Genomic DNA, 16,084 nt, shown 5'->3' on the forward strand with positions numbered 1-16,084 from the left:
AGCTGGCGGCCGTCGGCTATCTTTGCCGCACCGTTTTTTTCTCCTGACTGTCGCCGCTTGATACCCTACAACAAGCCTTTTCTGGCCGGACCCGAGCTGGGCTGCATCGAGCAGGCCATTCGGGCGGGGCATTTGTCCGGCGACGGGGAGTTTACGCGGCGCTGCCACCGGTTTTTCGCCGACACCTTCGGCTTCGGCCACCCGCTGCTGACGACCTCCTGCACGGCGGCGCTGGAAATGGCGGCCCTGCTGCTCGACATCGGGCCCGGCGACGAGGTCATCATGCCCAGCTACACCTTCGTGTCGACGGCCAATGCCTTCGTGCTGCGCGGCGCCCGCGTCGTGTTTGCCGACAGCAATCCGCTCAACCCCAACCTCGATACCGCCCAGCTGGAGGCGCTGGTGACGCCGCGCACCCGCGCCATCGTGCCCATTCACTACGCCGGCATTGCCTGCGACCTGGACCCGCTGCTGGCCACCGCCCACCGCCACAACCTGGCGGTGGTGGAAGACGCCGCCCCAGCCTTCGACAGCTACTACCGCGGCCGGGCGCTGGGCTCGTTCGGGCAGCTGGCCGCATTTTCCTTCCACGAAACGAAGAACATTCAGGCCGGGGAGGGCGGCATGTTGGTCATTAATGACGAACAGTACGCCCTGCGGGCCGAAATCATCCGCGAGAAGGGCACCAACCGCACCGCCTTTTTTCGCGGCGACGTGGCCCGCTACAGCTGGGTCGACGTGGGCTCGTCGTACCTGCCCTCCGAACTGACGGCGGCCTTCCTGTGGGGGCAGCTGGAGCACTGGCAGTCGATTCAGCACACGCGCCGCCGTATCTGGCACACCTACAACGACGCGCTGGCCGGCCTCCGGGCGCTGGGCGTGGGCCTGCCCGTGGTGCCCGACTACGCCACCGTCAACGGTCATCTGTTCTACCTCGTGTGCCGCGACGAGGCCGAGCGCACCGCCCTTATTGCCCGGCTGCGGGAGCGGGGCATCATGGCCGTATTTCACTACTTGCCCCTGCACGCCAGCCCCTACTACGCCCCCCAGCACGACGGCCGCGCCCTGCCCTGGGCCGAGCACTACGGCGCCCGCCTCGTGCGCCTGCCGCTGTTCTGCGAGCTGACCGCCGCGCAGCAGCAGTACATCATCGACGAGGTCCTGACCTTTTACCAAACCCGCTGAGCCGGCTTCCGAACCGGCCTCTTTCCTGTGCGCATCCTCTTTATCATTCCGTATCCGCCCGGCAAGGCGCCCTCGCAGCGTTTCCGCTTCGAGCAGTACCTGCCGCTGCTGGCCGAGCACGGCCATCAGTACCAGCTGGCCCCCTTCCTCGACGACGCCACCTGGGCCATTCTCTACAAGCCGGGTCTGGCCGCGAAAAAGGCCCTGGGCATCCTGGCGGGCTTTCTGCGCCGCCTGCTGCTGGTGCTGACGGCCGTGGGCAAGTACGACTTCGTGTTTATTCACCGCGAGGCGGCGCCCATCGGCCCGCCGGTGTTCGAGTGGATGATTGCCAGGCTGTTGCGCAAGCCCATCATCTACGACTTCGACGACGCCATCTGGATTCCGAACACCTCGGAGGCCAACAAAGTGGTGGCGGGGGTGAAGTGGCACCACAAGGTGGACAGCATTTGCCGTTGGGCCTACAAGGTGAGCTGCGGCAACAGCTACCTGCGCAACTACGCGGCGCAGTTCAACCCCCGCGCCGTGGTCAACCCCACCACCATCGACACCGAGCACCTGCACAACCAGGTGCGCGACCAGGCCATTCCCGGCCCGCTGGTCATTGGCTGGACGGGTACGCACTCCACCCTGAAGTACATCGAGCAGGTGGTGCCGGTGCTGGCCGAGCTGGAGCAGCGCTACGACTTCGAGTTCCGCGTTATTTCCAACCAGCCGCCCGAGCTGCCGCTGCGCTCCTTGCGCTACCAGCCCTGGCGCAAGGACACCGAAATTGCCGATTTGCTGCAGTTTCACGTGGGCCTGATGCCGCTGGAAGATGACCCCTGGGCCAAGGGCAAGTGCGCCTTCAAAGCGCTGCAGTACATGGCCCTGGGCGAGCCGGCCCTGGTGTCGCCGGTGGGCATGAACACCGAAGTGGTGGAAGACGGCGTGAACGGCTACGTGTGCGCCACGCCCGAGGAGTGGCGCACCGCCCTGGAGCGGCTGCTGCAGAATCCCGGCCTGCGCCAGACCCTGGGCAAGGCCGCCCGCGCCACCGTCGTCGACCGGTACTCGGTGGTATCGAACACGCAGAACTTCCTGAACCTGTTCACGCGCTAGCCCGCCGCGCCCATCGAAATGTCTCGTCCGGTTAAACGTTGACAGCAATAAGGCAAGGGCCCCGTCCGGATTTTCCGGCGGGGCTTTTTGCTTGCTGATGCACTTGATTGGGGGTTTGGAAGTGGAGGGCCAGGTGCGGGCGCTCGTGGTTGTAGAGGTGCACGGCTTGCGCGACGAGCAAGCGGGCCTGGGCCAGGTCGTCGGGCACGACGAACAGGAATTCGTCCTTGAGGATGCCGTTGACGCGTTCGGCCAGGGCGTTTTGGTAACAATCGCCCGTGCCCTCGGTCATGGAACAGCGCAAGCCGTCGGCGCGCAGCCGCGCCTGGTAGGCGTCGGCGCAGTACTGCGTGCCCCGGTCGGAGTGGTGCACCAGCCCCGCCCGCAGGCCGGACGGGCACTGGCGCAGGGCTTGGTCGAGCGCCGCCAGGCAGCCGTCCGTGTGCAAGCTCGCGTGCACGTGCGCGCCGACGATCCGGCGCGAATAGGCGTCGGTGACCAGGCTCAGGTATACCGTGCCCTGGCGGGTGGGCAGGTACGTCAGGTCGCTGACCCAGCGCCGGTGCGGGGCGGCGGGCGGCGGCGCGTCCCGCACCAGGTTGGGGTGCTTGCGGAAGCGGTGGTGCGAGTCGGTGGTTTTGGTGAAGCGGCGCTTGGGCGCCACGAGCAGGTGGCGGCTGCGCAAGAGCGTGAACAGCGCATCGCGCCCGCAGCGCAGGTCCTGGGCCCGCAGGCGCGGGGCGAGTTTGTGCAGCAGCTTACGCGTGCCCAGCCGCGGCAAGCGGCCGCGCTCGGCCCGCACGTGCGCGAGCACCTGCTCGGCCCGCGCCGCCCGACAGCGTTGGCGCTGGCGGCGCTGATAAAGGCTCTGCCGGCTGACGCCAAAGTGGCGGCAAGCGCGCTGCACGCTCATGAGCCGGGCGGCTTTGAGGCGGGAAACGGCCGCTGGAAAGACTTTTTTGGCAGGCTGAGGCCGTGGTCCTCCTCCACCACTTGCAGCATGGTGCGCAAGAGCAGGTTGTGCTCCCGCGCGTCGCGCAACTGCTGCTCGAATTGGCGTTTCTGCTCGCGCAGTTGCGTTTCCAACTGCTTGATGCGCTGCTCGGGCGTCGGTTCCACGGCCTCGGACACGCCAGGGAAAGCCGGCCCGGCGTGCTGAAAGGTAGCGAAATGCGTCGCGTATTTGCGGCATCAGGCCAGCACGGTGCTGCGGCCCTGGATGCCGTAGCGCCGCTGGGCTTGTTTGTAGCTTAACTCACCGCGGGCCACTTCGCCCACCACCGCCAGCTTAAAGGGCAAACTGTAGTCGCGCTGGCTGCGCCTAACGCGCTTCTCTTCCGGTACTTGCATGACAACTGTGAGGAAAGTGTCAACACATTCCCGGACGGGACAAAACCAAACAAAAAGCCCCGACCTGCAACCGGTCGGGGCTTTTTTGATGGATGCAGCCGTTAGGCGCTAAGGGCGGTGCGCCGGGCGCGGGCGGGGCGCTTGAGCTTGTTGGCTTCGGCCTGCAGCACGTAGAGGCCGGCGGCGTAGAAGGGCATGAGCGGAATCTTGTAGCGCACCAGCGTGCCGAAGTTGCCGCTGTTGGTGCCCACCCCGATGGCGAAGATGATGCTGAAGATAAAGCACAGCGTGACCAGGGGCTGACTGGCAATAAGCCGCAGCGTGCGCATGAACCCGGTGCGCACGAAAATCCGCACCGTCACGACGGTAAACCACAGCGCCTCCAGGGCCGACAGCATCATCACCGGGTTGCGCGCTTCCCAGAGAAATGGCCGGTACAGCGACACCACTACCGCCTGCGGGGCCACGCGCAGAATGCTGCCCACGCTGCCGTCGATGGTGCCGATGTTGTATCCCGAGCCTTTGTCGCGGGCCCGCTCGTACAGCGCCGTCTGGTTGATTTTGGTCCGTTCACCGATGTTTTCCACGTCGAACCGCTCGTCGCCGGCCGTCAGGTTGGTGGCGCCCACCACGCCCACCACCACACCGATACCCAGAAACAGCGGCTTGAGCAGCATGCGCGTGGTGGCATTTTTGATGCGGCGGTTATTTTCGTTGAACACCCACAGCAGCCCCGGCGCCAGAAACGACATCAGGATGTAGACCTTCACCATCACCAGCAGGTACATGCCCAGTCCGCCCATCACCACCGACAATACCACGCTGCGCCGCTCGATGAAGAGGTGGTAGAAGCCGTAAAAAACCCAGCCCAGCGCCCCCATGCACAGGGAGTCCTTCATCAGCCCCGAGCCCCAGAAAAACACCGACGGCAGGAAGAACACCGCAATGGCCAGCTCCTTATAGGCCGCCGGGTAGATGCGGGCAAAGGTGATGTACATGGCCCAGATGCCGCTGAAGCTGATCAGGGCAAACGTCAGGGCCATGACGGAGTAGTTGTTGAAGCAGAACAGGCCGATAAAGGCCGCAATGCGCACCACGAAGTACTCCGTCTTGGCGTAGAACCAGAACATGCGCGCGATGTAGCGGGCAATATCCGGGTCGTAGTCGGTGGCGGTGATGAGCTTCCAGCCCAGCGAGGGCGACTCCGAAAAGGCCTGGCTGATGACCTTCGTGTGCACGTAGTAGTTAAACGTGTCGCCGCCGCCGTAGTAGAACTGGTAGATCAGCCCGAGGGCAATGGCGCCGACAAACTTCAGCGTCAGGGCCGGAATAAAGTAAGGCTTGGTGTAGACGTTGGTGACCTGCGGACGCACCCACAGCGCCAGCCCGTAGAACAGGGCCAGGTACAGCGGGGCGAGAAAAAGGTCGGTTAATTCCATAGAAAACGGGTTGGGCCAACGGGCCGCCACGTCCGGGCCGCCTTAGCGAAAGGCTAAAATACGCCATTTAGGTCGGATATTGGGCCCGATACCCCCTTCTGCCTATGCACCTGCTGCGCACCCTCTGCGAAATTGCCGCTCCTTCGGGCCACGAAGCCCCGCTCACCGAATTTCTGCTCAACTACATTCACCAGCACGCCCCCGGCTGGCGGGTGCAGCCCCAAGTGCTGGCCGGCGACGACCTGCAGGACTGCATCATCCTGGTGTTCGGACAGCCGCGCACGGCCGTCTTCGCGCACATCGATTCCATCGGGTACACCGTGCGCTACGGCCGGCAGCTGGTGCGCATCGGCGGGCCGGCGGCCGAGCATGGGGCCCGCCTCGTCGGCCGCGACGGGCAGGGCAACATCGAGTGCACCCTCACCGTCGACGAGGAAACCGGCGCGCTGGGCTACGACTTCACCCGCGACATCGAGCGGGGCACCGAGCTGACCTACCACTGCGACTTCCGCGAAACCGACGAAGCGGTGCAGAGCTGCTACCTCGACAACCGCCTGGGCGTGTGGACGGCCCTGCGCCTGTGCGAAACGCTGGAGCACGGCATCGTGGCCTTCAGCTGCTGGGAAGAGCACGGCGGCGGCTCGGTGAAGTACCTGGCCAAGCGCATTTACGAGCAGTACCAGGTGCGTCAGGCCCTGGTCTGCGACATCACCTGGGTCACGGAGGGCGTGCACGCCGGTCAGGGCTGCGCCATTTCCCTGCGCGACTCGCTCATCCCGCGCCGCAGCTACGTGGAGCGCATCCGCCGCATTGCCGCGGCCTCCGGCATTCCGCACCAGCTGGAAGTGGAGGGCAGCGGCGGCTCCGACGGCAAGGAGCTGCAACACGGGGCCCAGCCCTGGGACTGGTGCTTCGTGGGCGCCCCCGAAGACCACGTGCACACCCCCGACGAGCTGGTGCACAAGGCCGACATCGACAGCATGTTGCGCCTCTACCAGGTGCTGATGCGGGAGCTGTAGGCGGCCGGGAGGAAGAGAATAGGCGGCAAGGCGCGCAAAAAGCTTGGCCCCGCGGGTAAAACCTCTATTTTACACGCACCAAACTGCGTCTACGCCTCCCCAAATCTTTCCTCAACCTCCTAACACCGCTTTATGACCATTCTCTACCTCGCGCCCGGGCTGGGCGTGCTGGCCTTGCTCTACACGGCCTTGCGCGCTGGCTGGGTTTCCCGCCAGGACGCCGGTGACGACCGTATGCGCACCATTGCCGGCTACATTGCCGACGGGGCCATTGCCTTTTTGAAGGCCGAATACCGCGTGCTGACCATCTTTGCCCTCATTGCCAGCGCCTTTCTGGGCTTCCTGAGCTACGGCAACGAGCGGTCCAGCCCCGTTATCATCGTGGCCTTTCTGATCGGCGCCGTCTTCTCGGCCGTGGCCGGGTTTATCGGGATGAAAATTGCCACCAAGGCCAACGTGCGCACGGCCCAGGCCGCCCGCACCAGCCTCTCCAAGGCCCTGAACGTGTCCTTCGCCGGCGGTTCGGTGATGGGCATGGGCGTGGCCGGCCTGGCCGTGCTCGGCCTCGGCGGCCTGTTCATTGTGTTCTACAACATGTTCGTGGGCGGCGCCTCGGCCAACGGCCCCGAAATGGAGCGCGCCCTGGAAGTGCTGACGGGCTTCTCGCTCGGCGCCGAAAGCATTGCCCTCTTTGCCCGCGTGGGCGGCGGCATCTACACCAAAGCCGCCGACGTGGGCGCCGACCTCGTGGGCAAGGTGGAAGCCGGCATCCCCGAGGACGACCCGCGCAACCCCGCCACCATTGCCGACAACGTGGGCGACAACGTGGGCGACGTGGCCGGCATGGGCGCCGACCTCTTTGGCTCCTACGTGGCCACCATCCTGGCTACCATGGTGCTCGGCCGCGAAGTCATTGCCGCCGGCGACAATTACAACGGCATGTCGCCCATCATTCTGCCCATGGTCATTGCCGGCCTGGGCATCGTGTTTTCGCTGATCGGTATTCTGGCCGTGCGCGTGAAGGAAGGCGGCAACGTGCAGGCGGCCCTGAACATCGGCAACTGGATTTCGGTGGCCCTGACGGCCGTAGCGTCCTGGTTTATCATCCACTACATTCTGCCCTCGGGCACCCTGAGCATGGCCCGCCTGGGCTCGGCGCCCTTCACGGCTACCGACGTGTTCTGGGCCGTGGCCGTGGGGTTGGTGGTGGGCACCCTGATGAGCATCATCACCGAGTACTACACCGCCATGGGCAAGCGCCCGGTGCTCAGCATCGTGCGCCAAAGCAGCACCGGCCACGCCACCACCGTCATCGGCGGCCTGGCCGTGGGCATGGAGTCGACGGTAATGCCCATCATCGTGCTGGCCGCCGGCATCGTACTCAGCTACGAGTTTGCGGGCCTCTACGGCGTGGCCATTGCCGCCGCCGGTATGATGGCCACCACCGCCATGCAGCTGGCCATCGACGCCTTCGGCCCCATTGCCGACAACGCCGGCGGCATTGCCGAAATGAGCGAGCTGCCCAAGGAAGTGCGCGAGCGGACCGATATCCTCGACGCCGTGGGCAACACCACCGCCGCCACCGGCAAGGGCTTCGCCATTGCTTCGGCCGCCCTCACTTCGCTGGCGCTGTTTGCCGCTTTCATGGGCACGGCCGGCATTTCGGCCATCGATATCAGCAACGCCCGGGTGCTGGCCGGCCTCTTCATCGGGGCCATGATTCCGTTTATCTTCTCGGCCCTGGCTATTTCGGCGGTGGGCCGCGCGGCCATGGCCATGGTGCAGGAAGTACGCCGGCAGTTCCGCGAAATTCCGGGCATCATGGAGGGCACCGGCCGCCCCGAGTACGAGAAGTGCGTGGCCATTTCCACCCAGGCCGCCATCCGCGAGATGCTGCTGCCCGGCGCCATTGCCCTGATTTCGCCCATCATCATCGGCTACGCCTTCGGGCCCGAGGTACTGGGCGGCACCCTGGCCGGCGTCACCGTGTCGGGCGTGCTGATGGCCATGTTCCAGAGCAACGCCGGCGGCGCCTGGGACAACGCCAAGAAGTCCTTCGAGAAAGGCGTGATGGTCAACGGCAAGATGGAGTACAAGGGCTCCGACGCCCACAAGGCCTCTGTCACCGGCGACACCGTGGGCGACCCGTTCAAGGACACCTCCGGCCCGTCGATGAACATCCTCATCAAGCTCATGAGCATCGTCTCGCTGGTTATTGCCCCGCACATTGCCCGCGAAGGCGCGGTTATTGACCGCGGCGTGGCCCCCGTGCCCCAGCGCCCCGCCATCGAACGGGTGGTGCCGAAGGTAGAGCCCAAGGTGCGCTACGCCGAGCTGGGCACCGAAGCCGCCCGCATCGTGCTGACTACCTTGCTGCAGCACGCCGACTAGACGCGCGTCGAGGGCGTACTCTGTGGTTGAAAGTCGCTACATTTAAGCTGCAAATAATGGCACTTTAACGTGCTGTTAGTCAGTTCAGCAGTCAGGCACTTCGCCCACTGAGCCTTACCGTTCGCCTTGAGCAGCCCTTCCGCCCGCCGGGAGGGCTGCTCTTTTTTGTCGTACCTTCGCCGCTCTTTCGCCCCGGTCCACCTTTTCCCGGCATGTCTCAGGCTACTATCTCGCTGCACCACAAAGAGTTTACTCCCTACCTGACCGAAGCCGAGCTGGCCGCCGCCGTGCGCCGCGTGGCCCAGCAGCTCAGCGCCGACTACGCCGGCAAAATCCCGCTTTTCGTGGCCGTGCTCAACGGCTCTTTCATGTTCGCTGCGGATCTGATGAAGGAAGTCAGCATCGACTGCGAAATCAGCTTTATCCGGGTGGCCTCGTACCAGGGTACCAGCAGCACCGGGCAGGTCAAGGAAATCCTCGGGCTGCAGGACGCCGTAGAAGGACGCCACGTGGTTATTCTGGAGGATATCGTCGACACGGGCCACACCATGCAGATGCTGCTCCAGCAGCTCGGCGCCCAGAATCCGGCTTCGCTGGAAGTGGCTACGTTCCTGATCAAACCCGATGCCCTGGAAGTGCCTCTGAGCATCAAATACCAGGGCGTTGCCATTCCCAACAAGTTCGTGGTGGGCTACGGCCTCGACTACGACGGCCTCGGCCGCAACTACCGCGACCTGTACCAGGCCGTGTAAGAACGGAATGCGGCTTGTCCGATTCTTTCTTACCTTTCTACAGTTCCCCTGCTTCACTCACTCCCCGCTTACTTCTCCTCATGCTGAATATCGTCTTGTTCGGCCCGCCCGGCGCCGGCAAAGGAACCCAAAGCCAAAAGCTGATCCAGCGCTACGGGCTGGTGCACCTGTCGACGGGCGACCTGCTCCGCTCGCAGATTGCCCAGGGCACCGAACTGGGCCTGACGGCCAAAAAACTCATGGACGCCGGCGAGCTGGTGCCCGACGCCGTGGTTATCGGCATGATTGAGTCGCAGCTGGCCGGCAACAAGGAGGCCGCCGGCTTTATCTTCGACGGCTTCCCGCGCACCATTCCGCAGGCCCAGGCCCTCGACGAGCTGATGCAGCGCTACGACACGGGCATCAATTGCATGATTGCCCTGGAAGTAACCGAAGATGAGCTGGTGACGCGCCTGCTGGAGCGCGGCAAAACCTCCGGCCGCCCCGACGACCAGAACGAGGAGAAAATTCGCAAGCGCGTGACGGTGTACAACACCGAAACCGCCCAGGTAGCCGGCTACTACGCCCAGCAGGACAAGTTCCACTCTATCTACGGCATCGGCGCCATCGACGACATCTTCGGCCAGCTTTGCGGCATCATCGACCGGCACCAGCCCGCCACCGTCATCGACGGCTCCAAGGCGGCTGATGAAGTAAAAGCGTAACTTTGCAGAGTCAGCGGGTTTAAGCCGCTGACATCTGACATTGACTGTCATCCTGAGCGAAGCGAAGGACCTTATCAATTTTGAACGATTCGTTCAGGCGTGATGAGGTCCTTCGCTTCGCTCAGGATGACGGCTTTTTTACGACACGCCAACGAAGAATCAGGATGAGTTGAGCCCGCCTCAATTCTTAATTCCTAATTCTCAATTCTTAATTCAACCAAGTGGCTTCCAATAACTTCATCGACTACGTCAAAATCTGCTGCCGCTCGGGCCGGGGCGGGGCTGGTTCGCACCACATGTTCCGCGCCAAGGGGCGGCCGATGGGCGGACCCGACGGCGGCGACGGCGGCCGCGGCGGCCACGTCATCCTGCGCGGCAACAAGCAGCTCTGGACGCTGCTGCACCTGCAGTACAAAAAGCACGTCATTGCCGGCCACGGCGAAGGCGGCGGCGAAAACCTGCGCACCGGCGCCCAGGGCGAGGATATTATCCTCGACGTGCCGCTGGGTACCATCGCCCGCGACGCCGAAACGGGCGAAATCCGGGCGGAAATCACCGAGGACGGCCAGAAAATCATCCTGACGCCCGGCGGCCGCGGCGGCTGGGGCAACGACCATTTCAAATCCAGCACCAACCAGGCCCCGACCTACGCCCAGCCGGGCGAGCCGGGCCAGGAAGTGTGGAACGTGCTGGAGCTGAAGCTGCTGGCCGACGTGGGCCTCGTGGGCTTCCCCAATGCGGGCAAGAGCACGCTGCTGTCGGTGGTATCGGCCGCGACGCCCAAGATTGCCGACTACGCCTTCACCACGCTGGTGCCGAACCTGGGCGTGGTGGGCTACCGCGACTATCAGAGCTTCGTGATGGCCGACATTCCGGGCATCATCGAGGGCGCGGCCGAGGGCAAAGGTCTGGGCCTGCGCTTTTTGCGCCACATCGAGCGCAACGCCACGCTGCTGTTCATGATTGCCGCCGACTCGCCCGACATTGCCGCCGAGTACCAGATCCTGCTCAACGAGCTGGAACAGTTCAACCCCGACCTGCTCGACAAGCGCCGGGTGCTGGCCATTACCAAGTCGGACATGCTCGACGAGGAGCTGGAGGCGGAAATCACGGCCACGCTGCCGGCCGACGTGCCGCACGTGTTCATTTCCAGCATCACCCAGAAGAACATCCAGCAGCTGAAGGACCTGCTCTGGCAGCAGATTCAGGACGCCCGCCGCGACGACCCCAAGCCGCTGCGCCACAGCATCTGGGTGCAGAAAGGCAGCCAAGACGACGCGGAGGAAGAGGAGGTCGACGGCGAGGAGCCCTCGGAAGACCAGTTCGATTAAATAATTACGCGGAGGTAGTCGGGCGCAGCTGCTGGTACAGCAGCTGCCCGGCCGCTTCCAGCAGGGGCAAATCGGAGGTGCGCTCCTGGCAGCGCTGCATGTCGTAGTGGCACAGCGTACCGAAGGCCTTGCCCGCCTCGTCGCGGATCAGCACGCCGCAGTACGACACCACCGGCGTCTCAATGAGGCCACGGTACCGCTCGTCGGTGGCGGCGTCGTTGATTTCCAGCGGCGCCTCCTGCCGGCCGACCAAGGAGCAGTAGGTCACGCGCGTGGGCACGTCGGCGCCCTTGGCCACGCCGGGGTCAAACCGGTCGAACAGGGCTTCGTTGCGCAACGTGTCGGTATCGAAGCGGAAGAGGCCGGTGTAGCGGTGCGGGGTGCGGCTGTTGAGGTATTTCAGAGCGGCCGCAATGCCTTGCTGCGCTAATACGGCGGTAAACTCGTCGATTTCGCGCTGCATGGGGCGGGCAGCGCCTGAGCTGTAAGTAGTCATAAGTAAACGGGTGGTGTGGCGGCAGGCAGAAAGGCCCAGCAGCAAAAGTTCAGCACCAGTCCCGCAAGATACCACATCCATCGGCGGCGGGGCAATGCCAAACTGCGCCAGCCGGGCGGCGGTACTGCCGCTGCGTCTGAACTAAACCGCCGCACCGCGTGGTTTTCGTGCCACTGTGTCACGGCGCGAGGCTTTGGCAGTACCTTTGAGTTGCCCGAGTTTCCGAATCTGAACTTCCATACCCTGAAATACTTACCGCTTAGGAATGGCTGACGCGACTTTCCCGAACCCCGACGAGCTGCAGGACCCGAACACTGCCGCCACCAACAATAGCGCCGACCACGTGGCCGGCGAAATGTTTGACGAGCAAGGCGCTACCAGCGCCGCCCCCGACGGCGGCGCCCCCAAGGCCGAAGCCTCCCGCACCGACCAGGAAGTGGCCGATTTGAAAGACAAGTACCTGCGCCTCGCCGCCGAGTTTGAGAACTACAAGCGCCGCACCACCAAGGAGCGCGCCGACCTCTTCAAAACCGCCAACCAGGAGCTGATGACCGTGCTGCTACCCGTGCTCGACGACTTCGAGCGCGCCCGCCAGCACACCCAGAACTCCGACGACGCCAGCGTGGTGCGCGAGAGCATCGACATCGTGTACAACAAGCTGGCCAAGGCCCTGCAGCAGAAAGGCCTGCAGACCATGGATGCCAAGGGCGGCGCCTTCGATCCGGAGCTGCACGAGGCCATTGCCCAGATTCCGGCTCCCTCGGAAGACCTGAAGGGCAAGGTGGTGGACGAAGTGGAGAAGGGCTACTACCTCGGCGACAAGGTGATTCGCCACGCCAAGGTGGTGCTGGGCCAGTAGGGGAGAACGAACACAACAGAACGTCATGCTGCGGCAAGCGCGGCATGACGACCAAGGATAGTACCGACCATGTCGACCAAGCGAGATTATTACGAAATCCTGGGCGTAGCCAAAAACGCGTCGGGCGACGAAATCAAGAAGGCCTACCGCAAGGTGGCCATCAAGTTTCACCCCGATAAAAACCCCGACGACCCCACGGCCGAGGACAAGTTCAAGGAAGCCGCCGAGGCCTACGAAGTACTGTCGGACGAGCAGAAGCGCGCCCGCTACGACCGGTTTGGCCACCAGGGCGTGGGCGGCGCGGCGGGCAACGGCCACGGCCCGAGCATGGAGGACATCTTCTCGCAGTTCGGCGACATCTTCGGCGGCGGGGGCGGCGGCTTCGAGAGCTTCTTCGGGGGCGGGGCCCGCAGCCAGGGCCGGCGCGTGCGCAAGGGCTCCAACCTGCGCATCAAGCTCAAGCTCGACCTGGAGGAAGTGGCCAACGGCGTCGAGAAGAAAATCAAGGTGAAGCGCTACACCGCCTGCAACACCTGCTCGGGCACCGGGGCCAAAAACGGCACTGAGCAGCGCGACTGCGCCACCTGCCACGGCCAGGGACAGGTGAAGCGCGTGGTGCAAACCATGCTCGGCCAGATGGTCAGCTCCTCCACCTGCCCCACCTGCCACGGCGAGGGCAAAGTGGTAACCAGCAAGTGCGACGTGTGCCACGGCGAAGGCCGCCAGCTGTCGGAGGAAATCATTCCGATCAACATTCCGGCCGGCGTGGCCGAGGGCATGCAGCTCTCCATGTCGGGCAAGGGCAACTACCCCGAGCGCGGCGGCGTGCCCGGCGACCTGCTCATTCAGATCGAGGAGGAGCCGCACGAGCTGCTCAAGCGCGACGGCAACAACGTGGTGCTCGACCAGTACATTTCCATCGTCGACGCGGCCCTGGGCGCCTCGCTGGAAGTGCCAACGATTGAGGGCAAGGTGAAGGTGAAAATCGACCCGGGCACCCAGGCTGGCAAGATTCTGCGCCTGCGCGGCAAGGGCATTCCGGACCTGAACGGCTACGGCAAGGGCGACCAGCTCATCCACATCAACGTGTGGACGCCCAAGAACGTGACGGCCGAAGAGCGGGCCGCGCTGGAGAAGCTACGCACCTCGCCCAACTTCACGCCCAGCCCCGGCAAGAACGAGAAAGGCTTCTTCGAGAAAGTAAAGGAGTACTTCCAATAATCACGGATTTTTCGGATTCCACGGATTTGGTGGACGATTGAACGAGTGGTGCCACGGCTCAAAGCCGTGGCACCACTTTTTTTACGCGTCTGGTACTGCTCCCACCGGCTGTTGCGCCGCCTCGCAAAGAGCCTTTACCGGCGCGAGCGGCCCCTGTGCTCATTCTGCACGCCTCTTTGTCGACCGAACAGGCTCTTTGTTCGTTGTGCACGCCTCTTTATCGGTTTCGCCCGCCTCTACGTCCGTTCTGCGTGTCTCTTTATCCGCTCCGCATGCTCCTACGTTCATTCTGCACGCTTCTTTATCCGTTCTGCGCGTCTCTTTACCGGTTTCGCACGACACTTTGTCCGTTCTGCGCGTCTCTTTGTTGGTTTAGCATGCCTCTTTGTCCATTTCGCACGCTTCTTTATCCGTGTAGCAGAGACGAGCGGTTTTCGGGTCTTTACCGCCCCGGTCGGAACGTGCGGGCGGTGTAGCTGACGACGGCATCCAGGCGCGGCTTCTGCGCCGCCGGGTACTGCCAGATGAAGGTGCTGAACACGCCGTTTTGCAGGGAGGCCTTTTCGTAGAAAATGCTGGTATGGAGCGTGCCCGACAGCACGTAGCCGCCGGGCAGCACCTTGGCCAGCGTGACGGTGGCGCCCTTTTCCTGCCAGCTTTGCCGGCTCATCGTAAGCTGCTGGTGGGCAGTGTGGTCGAGGGCGTTGTGGGAGCCATACACGGTAAGCGTGGTGGCGCCGTCGGCCGAGACGAAGCGGCGGCCGTCACCGTTGGGGGCTTCGGGCTGGGGCCTGACCAGGGCGGCGGGGTAGGGGATGGAGTAGCCGAAGCGGGCGTTCCGGTAGGTGTGGTAATCGACGGGCGGGGCCTGGAAGGCCAGGCCGACGACCACGGTGGCAGGCAGCAGGCGGCGGCTCCGACGGCGCAAGGCGGAAACGGACATAATATAATCGGGTTCGGTCACCAAGGTACGGGCGGATAACCAGGGCTTTAGGGGCGCAGCGCCAGCCGCCGCCGAAAATATTTCCGTCCGGCTGTAATGCCCGGGCAGGTCCGTCGATTAATTGGCCGAACCTTGCTTCCCATGACGCCTGCCGCTACCGTTTCCGCCGATTTCACCGCGCTCATCGGCGAATACCAGCCCCTGCTGCTGCGCGTGTGCCGCATGTACTGCGCCGATGCCGACGACCGGCAGGACCTCTACCAGGAAATCGTGCTGCAGCTGTGGCGGGCGTGGCCGCAGTACCGGCCCGGCGCGGCCAAGGTGAGCACCTGGCTGTACCGGGTGGCGCTGAACGTGGCCGTGTCGGACCTGCGGCGGCGCGCCCGCCGCCCCGCGCCCGGCCCCCTCGACCCGGAGGCGCCCTACCCCGCCCCGCCGCCCGAGGGCCCCGACGCCGACGACCTGGCCCAGCTCTACCGGGCCATCGGGCAGCTCAGCAGCGTGGAAAAGGCCTTCGTGCTGCTCTACCTCGAAGACCGCAGCTACGAGGAAATGGCCGACATCCTCGGCCTCACCCAGAACAACGTGCGCGTGAAAATGCACCGCGTGCAGGACAAGCTTCGCCAACTAATGACCCAGCCCGCCTGATGGAACTCGACGACCTCCGCCGCCAGTGGCAGACGCAGCCCGCTGACCAGCCGGCCACTCCCTTGACCTCCCAAAACCTCAACGCCATGCTCGCCCACGAATCCACCAACCCCATTCACCAGATGACCACCGCGGCCAAGCGCGACCTGCGCCTGCTCGCGGTGGTGATGGTGCTGAACGTGACCAACTTTATCAACCTTTCCAAGGGCAACTACCTGGCCGACGGCGGCCCGCTGCTGCTGGTCATCTTCGGGGTGATGCTGGTCTTTACCGTGTGGTACATGGTGGCGCGCCTGCACCTGCTGAAACGCATGCAGCAGCAAACGCCCGACGCCGGCCTGGCCCTGCAGCTGCGCGAGCAGACGCGGCAGCTGGTGCAGCTGTTTCGCCTGCACCGCCGGGTGGGCTACCTGTTCGCCGTGGTGCTGGTGCTCGGCGTGGGCTTTGTGCTGCGGCACCGCTTCGTGAGCAACCCGTTTACGGATTCGGTGGACTGGCAGCGCACCGGGCTGGCGGCGCTGGGAGCCGTGGCGCTGGGGCTGGTTATGCTGTGGAGCGAAGCCCGGGAGCAGCGCCGCTACGGCCCGCACCTGACCCGGCTGCAGGACGCGCTGCGGGAGCTGCGGGACTAGGCCGCGGCCCCGG

General features: G+C 64.4%; 14 protein-coding genes and 1 pseudogene. 11 read left to right on the plus strand and 4 right to left on the minus strand.

Annotated elements, in window-relative coordinates:
• Positions 1–57: 57 nt before the first annotated feature.
• Both rffA and DLM85_RS13810 read left to right on the plus strand, forming a co-directional pair.
• On the plus strand, positions 58–1,185 hold the full coding sequence (gene rffA / locus DLM85_RS13805) for a dTDP-4-amino-4,6-dideoxygalactose transaminase (RefSeq protein WP_111478700.1): 1,128 nt from the start codon (positions 58–60) through the stop codon (positions 1,183–1,185).
• Between the two features lie 27 nt (positions 1,186–1,212).
• On the plus strand, positions 1,213–2,286 hold the full coding sequence (locus tag DLM85_RS13810) for a glycosyltransferase family 4 protein (RefSeq protein ID WP_111478701.1): 1,074 nt from the start codon (positions 1,213–1,215) through the stop codon (positions 2,284–2,286).
• Between the two features lie 31 nt (positions 2,287–2,317).
• Here the strand turns inward: DLM85_RS13810 and DLM85_RS13815 are convergent.
• Positions 2,318–3,636 (minus strand): annotated as a pseudogene (locus DLM85_RS13815) (IS3 family transposase).
• 101 nt (positions 3,637–3,737) lie between these two features.
• The gene (locus DLM85_RS13820) at positions 3,738–5,075 is read right to left on the minus strand and encodes a hypothetical protein (RefSeq protein WP_111478702.1); all 1,338 of its coding nucleotides are present in this window, start codon (positions 5,073–5,075) and stop codon (positions 3,738–3,740) included.
• Positions 5,076–5,179: 104 nt separating this feature from the next.
• On the opposite strand from DLM85_RS13820, the gene DLM85_RS13825 reads away from it, so the two are divergent.
• The 5 genes from DLM85_RS13825 to obgE all read left to right on the plus strand — a co-directional run bounded on the left by DLM85_RS13825 (position 5,180) and on the right by obgE (position 11,272).
• Positions 5,180–6,094 (plus strand): M20/M25/M40 family metallo-hydrolase, encoded by a 915-nt coding sequence (locus DLM85_RS13825; RefSeq protein WP_111478703.1) that lies wholly within the window; start codon positions 5,180–5,182, stop codon positions 6,092–6,094.
• A 132-nt stretch (positions 6,095–6,226) separates the two neighbouring features.
• Positions 6,227–8,485 (plus strand): sodium-translocating pyrophosphatase, encoded by a 2,259-nt coding sequence (locus DLM85_RS13830; RefSeq protein WP_111478704.1) that lies wholly within the window; start codon positions 6,227–6,229, stop codon positions 8,483–8,485.
• A gap of 212 nt (positions 8,486–8,697) precedes the next feature.
• Positions 8,698–9,237, plus strand: coding sequence for a hypoxanthine phosphoribosyltransferase (gene hpt, locus DLM85_RS13835; protein WP_111478705.1), 540 nt, complete (start codon positions 8,698–8,700; stop codon positions 9,235–9,237).
• An 80-nt stretch (positions 9,238–9,317) separates the two neighbouring features.
• Entirely contained in the window at positions 9,318–9,941 is a 624-nt protein-coding gene (locus tag DLM85_RS13840; RefSeq protein WP_111478706.1) for an adenylate kinase, read from the plus strand.
• 221 nt (positions 9,942–10,162) lie between these two features.
• Positions 10,163–11,272: a GTPase ObgE gene (gene obgE / locus DLM85_RS13845; protein ID WP_111478707.1), complete on the plus strand. Its 1,110-nt coding sequence runs from the start codon at positions 10,163–10,165 to the stop codon at positions 11,270–11,272.
• Between the two features lie 4 nt (positions 11,273–11,276).
• Here the strand turns inward: obgE and DLM85_RS13850 are convergent, their stop codons facing one another.
• Positions 11,277–11,768: a GAF domain-containing protein gene (locus tag DLM85_RS13850; RefSeq protein ID WP_133257056.1), complete on the minus strand. Its 492-nt coding sequence runs from the start codon at positions 11,766–11,768 to the stop codon at positions 11,277–11,279.
• Positions 11,769–12,033: 265 nt separating this feature from the next.
• Between DLM85_RS13850 and DLM85_RS13855 the strand changes: the two genes are divergently transcribed.
• Together DLM85_RS13855 and dnaJ are read left to right on the plus strand one after the other, a co-directional pair.
• Entirely contained in the window at positions 12,034–12,627 is a 594-nt protein-coding gene (locus DLM85_RS13855) for a nucleotide exchange factor GrpE (protein ID WP_243635960.1), read from the plus strand.
• Positions 12,628–12,696: 69 nt separating this feature from the next.
• Positions 12,697–13,848 (plus strand): molecular chaperone DnaJ, encoded by a 1,152-nt coding sequence (gene dnaJ / locus DLM85_RS13860; RefSeq protein WP_111478709.1) that lies wholly within the window; start codon positions 12,697–12,699, stop codon positions 13,846–13,848.
• A 442-nt stretch (positions 13,849–14,290) separates the two neighbouring features.
• Here the strand turns inward: dnaJ and DLM85_RS13865 are convergent, their stop codons facing one another.
• The gene (locus DLM85_RS13865; protein ID WP_133257057.1) at positions 14,291–14,791 is read right to left on the minus strand and encodes a hypothetical protein; all 501 of its coding nucleotides are present in this window, start codon (positions 14,789–14,791) and stop codon (positions 14,291–14,293) included.
• A 141-nt stretch (positions 14,792–14,932) separates the two neighbouring features.
• Between DLM85_RS13865 and DLM85_RS13870 the strand changes: the two genes are divergently transcribed.
• Positions 14,933–15,439, plus strand: coding sequence for an RNA polymerase sigma factor (locus DLM85_RS13870; RefSeq protein WP_111478711.1), 507 nt, complete (start codon positions 14,933–14,935; stop codon positions 15,437–15,439).
• Positions 15,439–16,071, plus strand: coding sequence for a hypothetical protein (locus DLM85_RS13875; protein WP_111478712.1), 633 nt, complete (start codon positions 15,439–15,441; stop codon positions 16,069–16,071). Before DLM85_RS13870 ends, DLM85_RS13875 begins: the two co-directional genes overlap by 1 nt.
• Positions 16,072–16,084: the final 13 nt, after the last annotated feature.

Origin of the sequence: Hymenobacter edaphi (assembly GCF_003258365.1) — a bacterium.
In the GTDB taxonomy this organism is placed as follows: Bacteria; Bacteroidota; Bacteroidia; order Cytophagales; family Hymenobacteraceae; genus Solirubrum; species Solirubrum edaphi.

Bases quoted from the DNA above. Each gene is read 5' to 3' on its own strand.
- DLM85_RS13825 (WP_111478703.1), top strand. From the start codon at position 5,180: ATGCACCTGCTGCGCACCCTCTGCGAAATTGCCGCTCCTTCGGGCCAC.
- DLM85_RS13820 (WP_111478702.1), bottom strand. From the start codon at position 5,075: ATGGAATTAACCGACCTTTTTCTCGCCCCGCTGTACCTGGCCCTGTTC.
- hpt (WP_111478705.1), top strand. From the start codon at position 8,698: ATGTCTCAGGCTACTATCTCGCTGCACCACAAAGAGTTTACTCCCTAC.
- DLM85_RS13855 (WP_243635960.1), top strand. From the start codon at position 12,034: ATGGCTGACGCGACTTTCCCGAACCCCGACGAGCTGCAGGACCCGAAC.
- dnaJ (WP_111478709.1), top strand. From the start codon at position 12,697: ATGTCGACCAAGCGAGATTATTACGAAATCCTGGGCGTAGCCAAAAAC.
- DLM85_RS13830 (WP_111478704.1), top strand. From the start codon at position 6,227: ATGACCATTCTCTACCTCGCGCCCGGGCTGGGCGTGCTGGCCTTGCTC.
- DLM85_RS13875 (WP_111478712.1), top strand. From the start codon at position 15,439: ATGGAACTCGACGACCTCCGCCGCCAGTGGCAGACGCAGCCCGCTGAC.
- DLM85_RS13865 (WP_133257057.1), bottom strand. From the start codon at position 14,791: ATGTCCGTTTCCGCCTTGCGCCGTCGGAGCCGCCGCCTGCTGCCTGCC.
- DLM85_RS13850 (WP_133257056.1), bottom strand. From the start codon at position 11,768: ATGACTACTTACAGCTCAGGCGCTGCCCGCCCCATGCAGCGCGAAATC.
- DLM85_RS13870 (WP_111478711.1), top strand. From the start codon at position 14,933: ATGACGCCTGCCGCTACCGTTTCCGCCGATTTCACCGCGCTCATCGGC.
- DLM85_RS13840 (WP_111478706.1), top strand. From the start codon at position 9,318: ATGCTGAATATCGTCTTGTTCGGCCCGCCCGGCGCCGGCAAAGGAACC.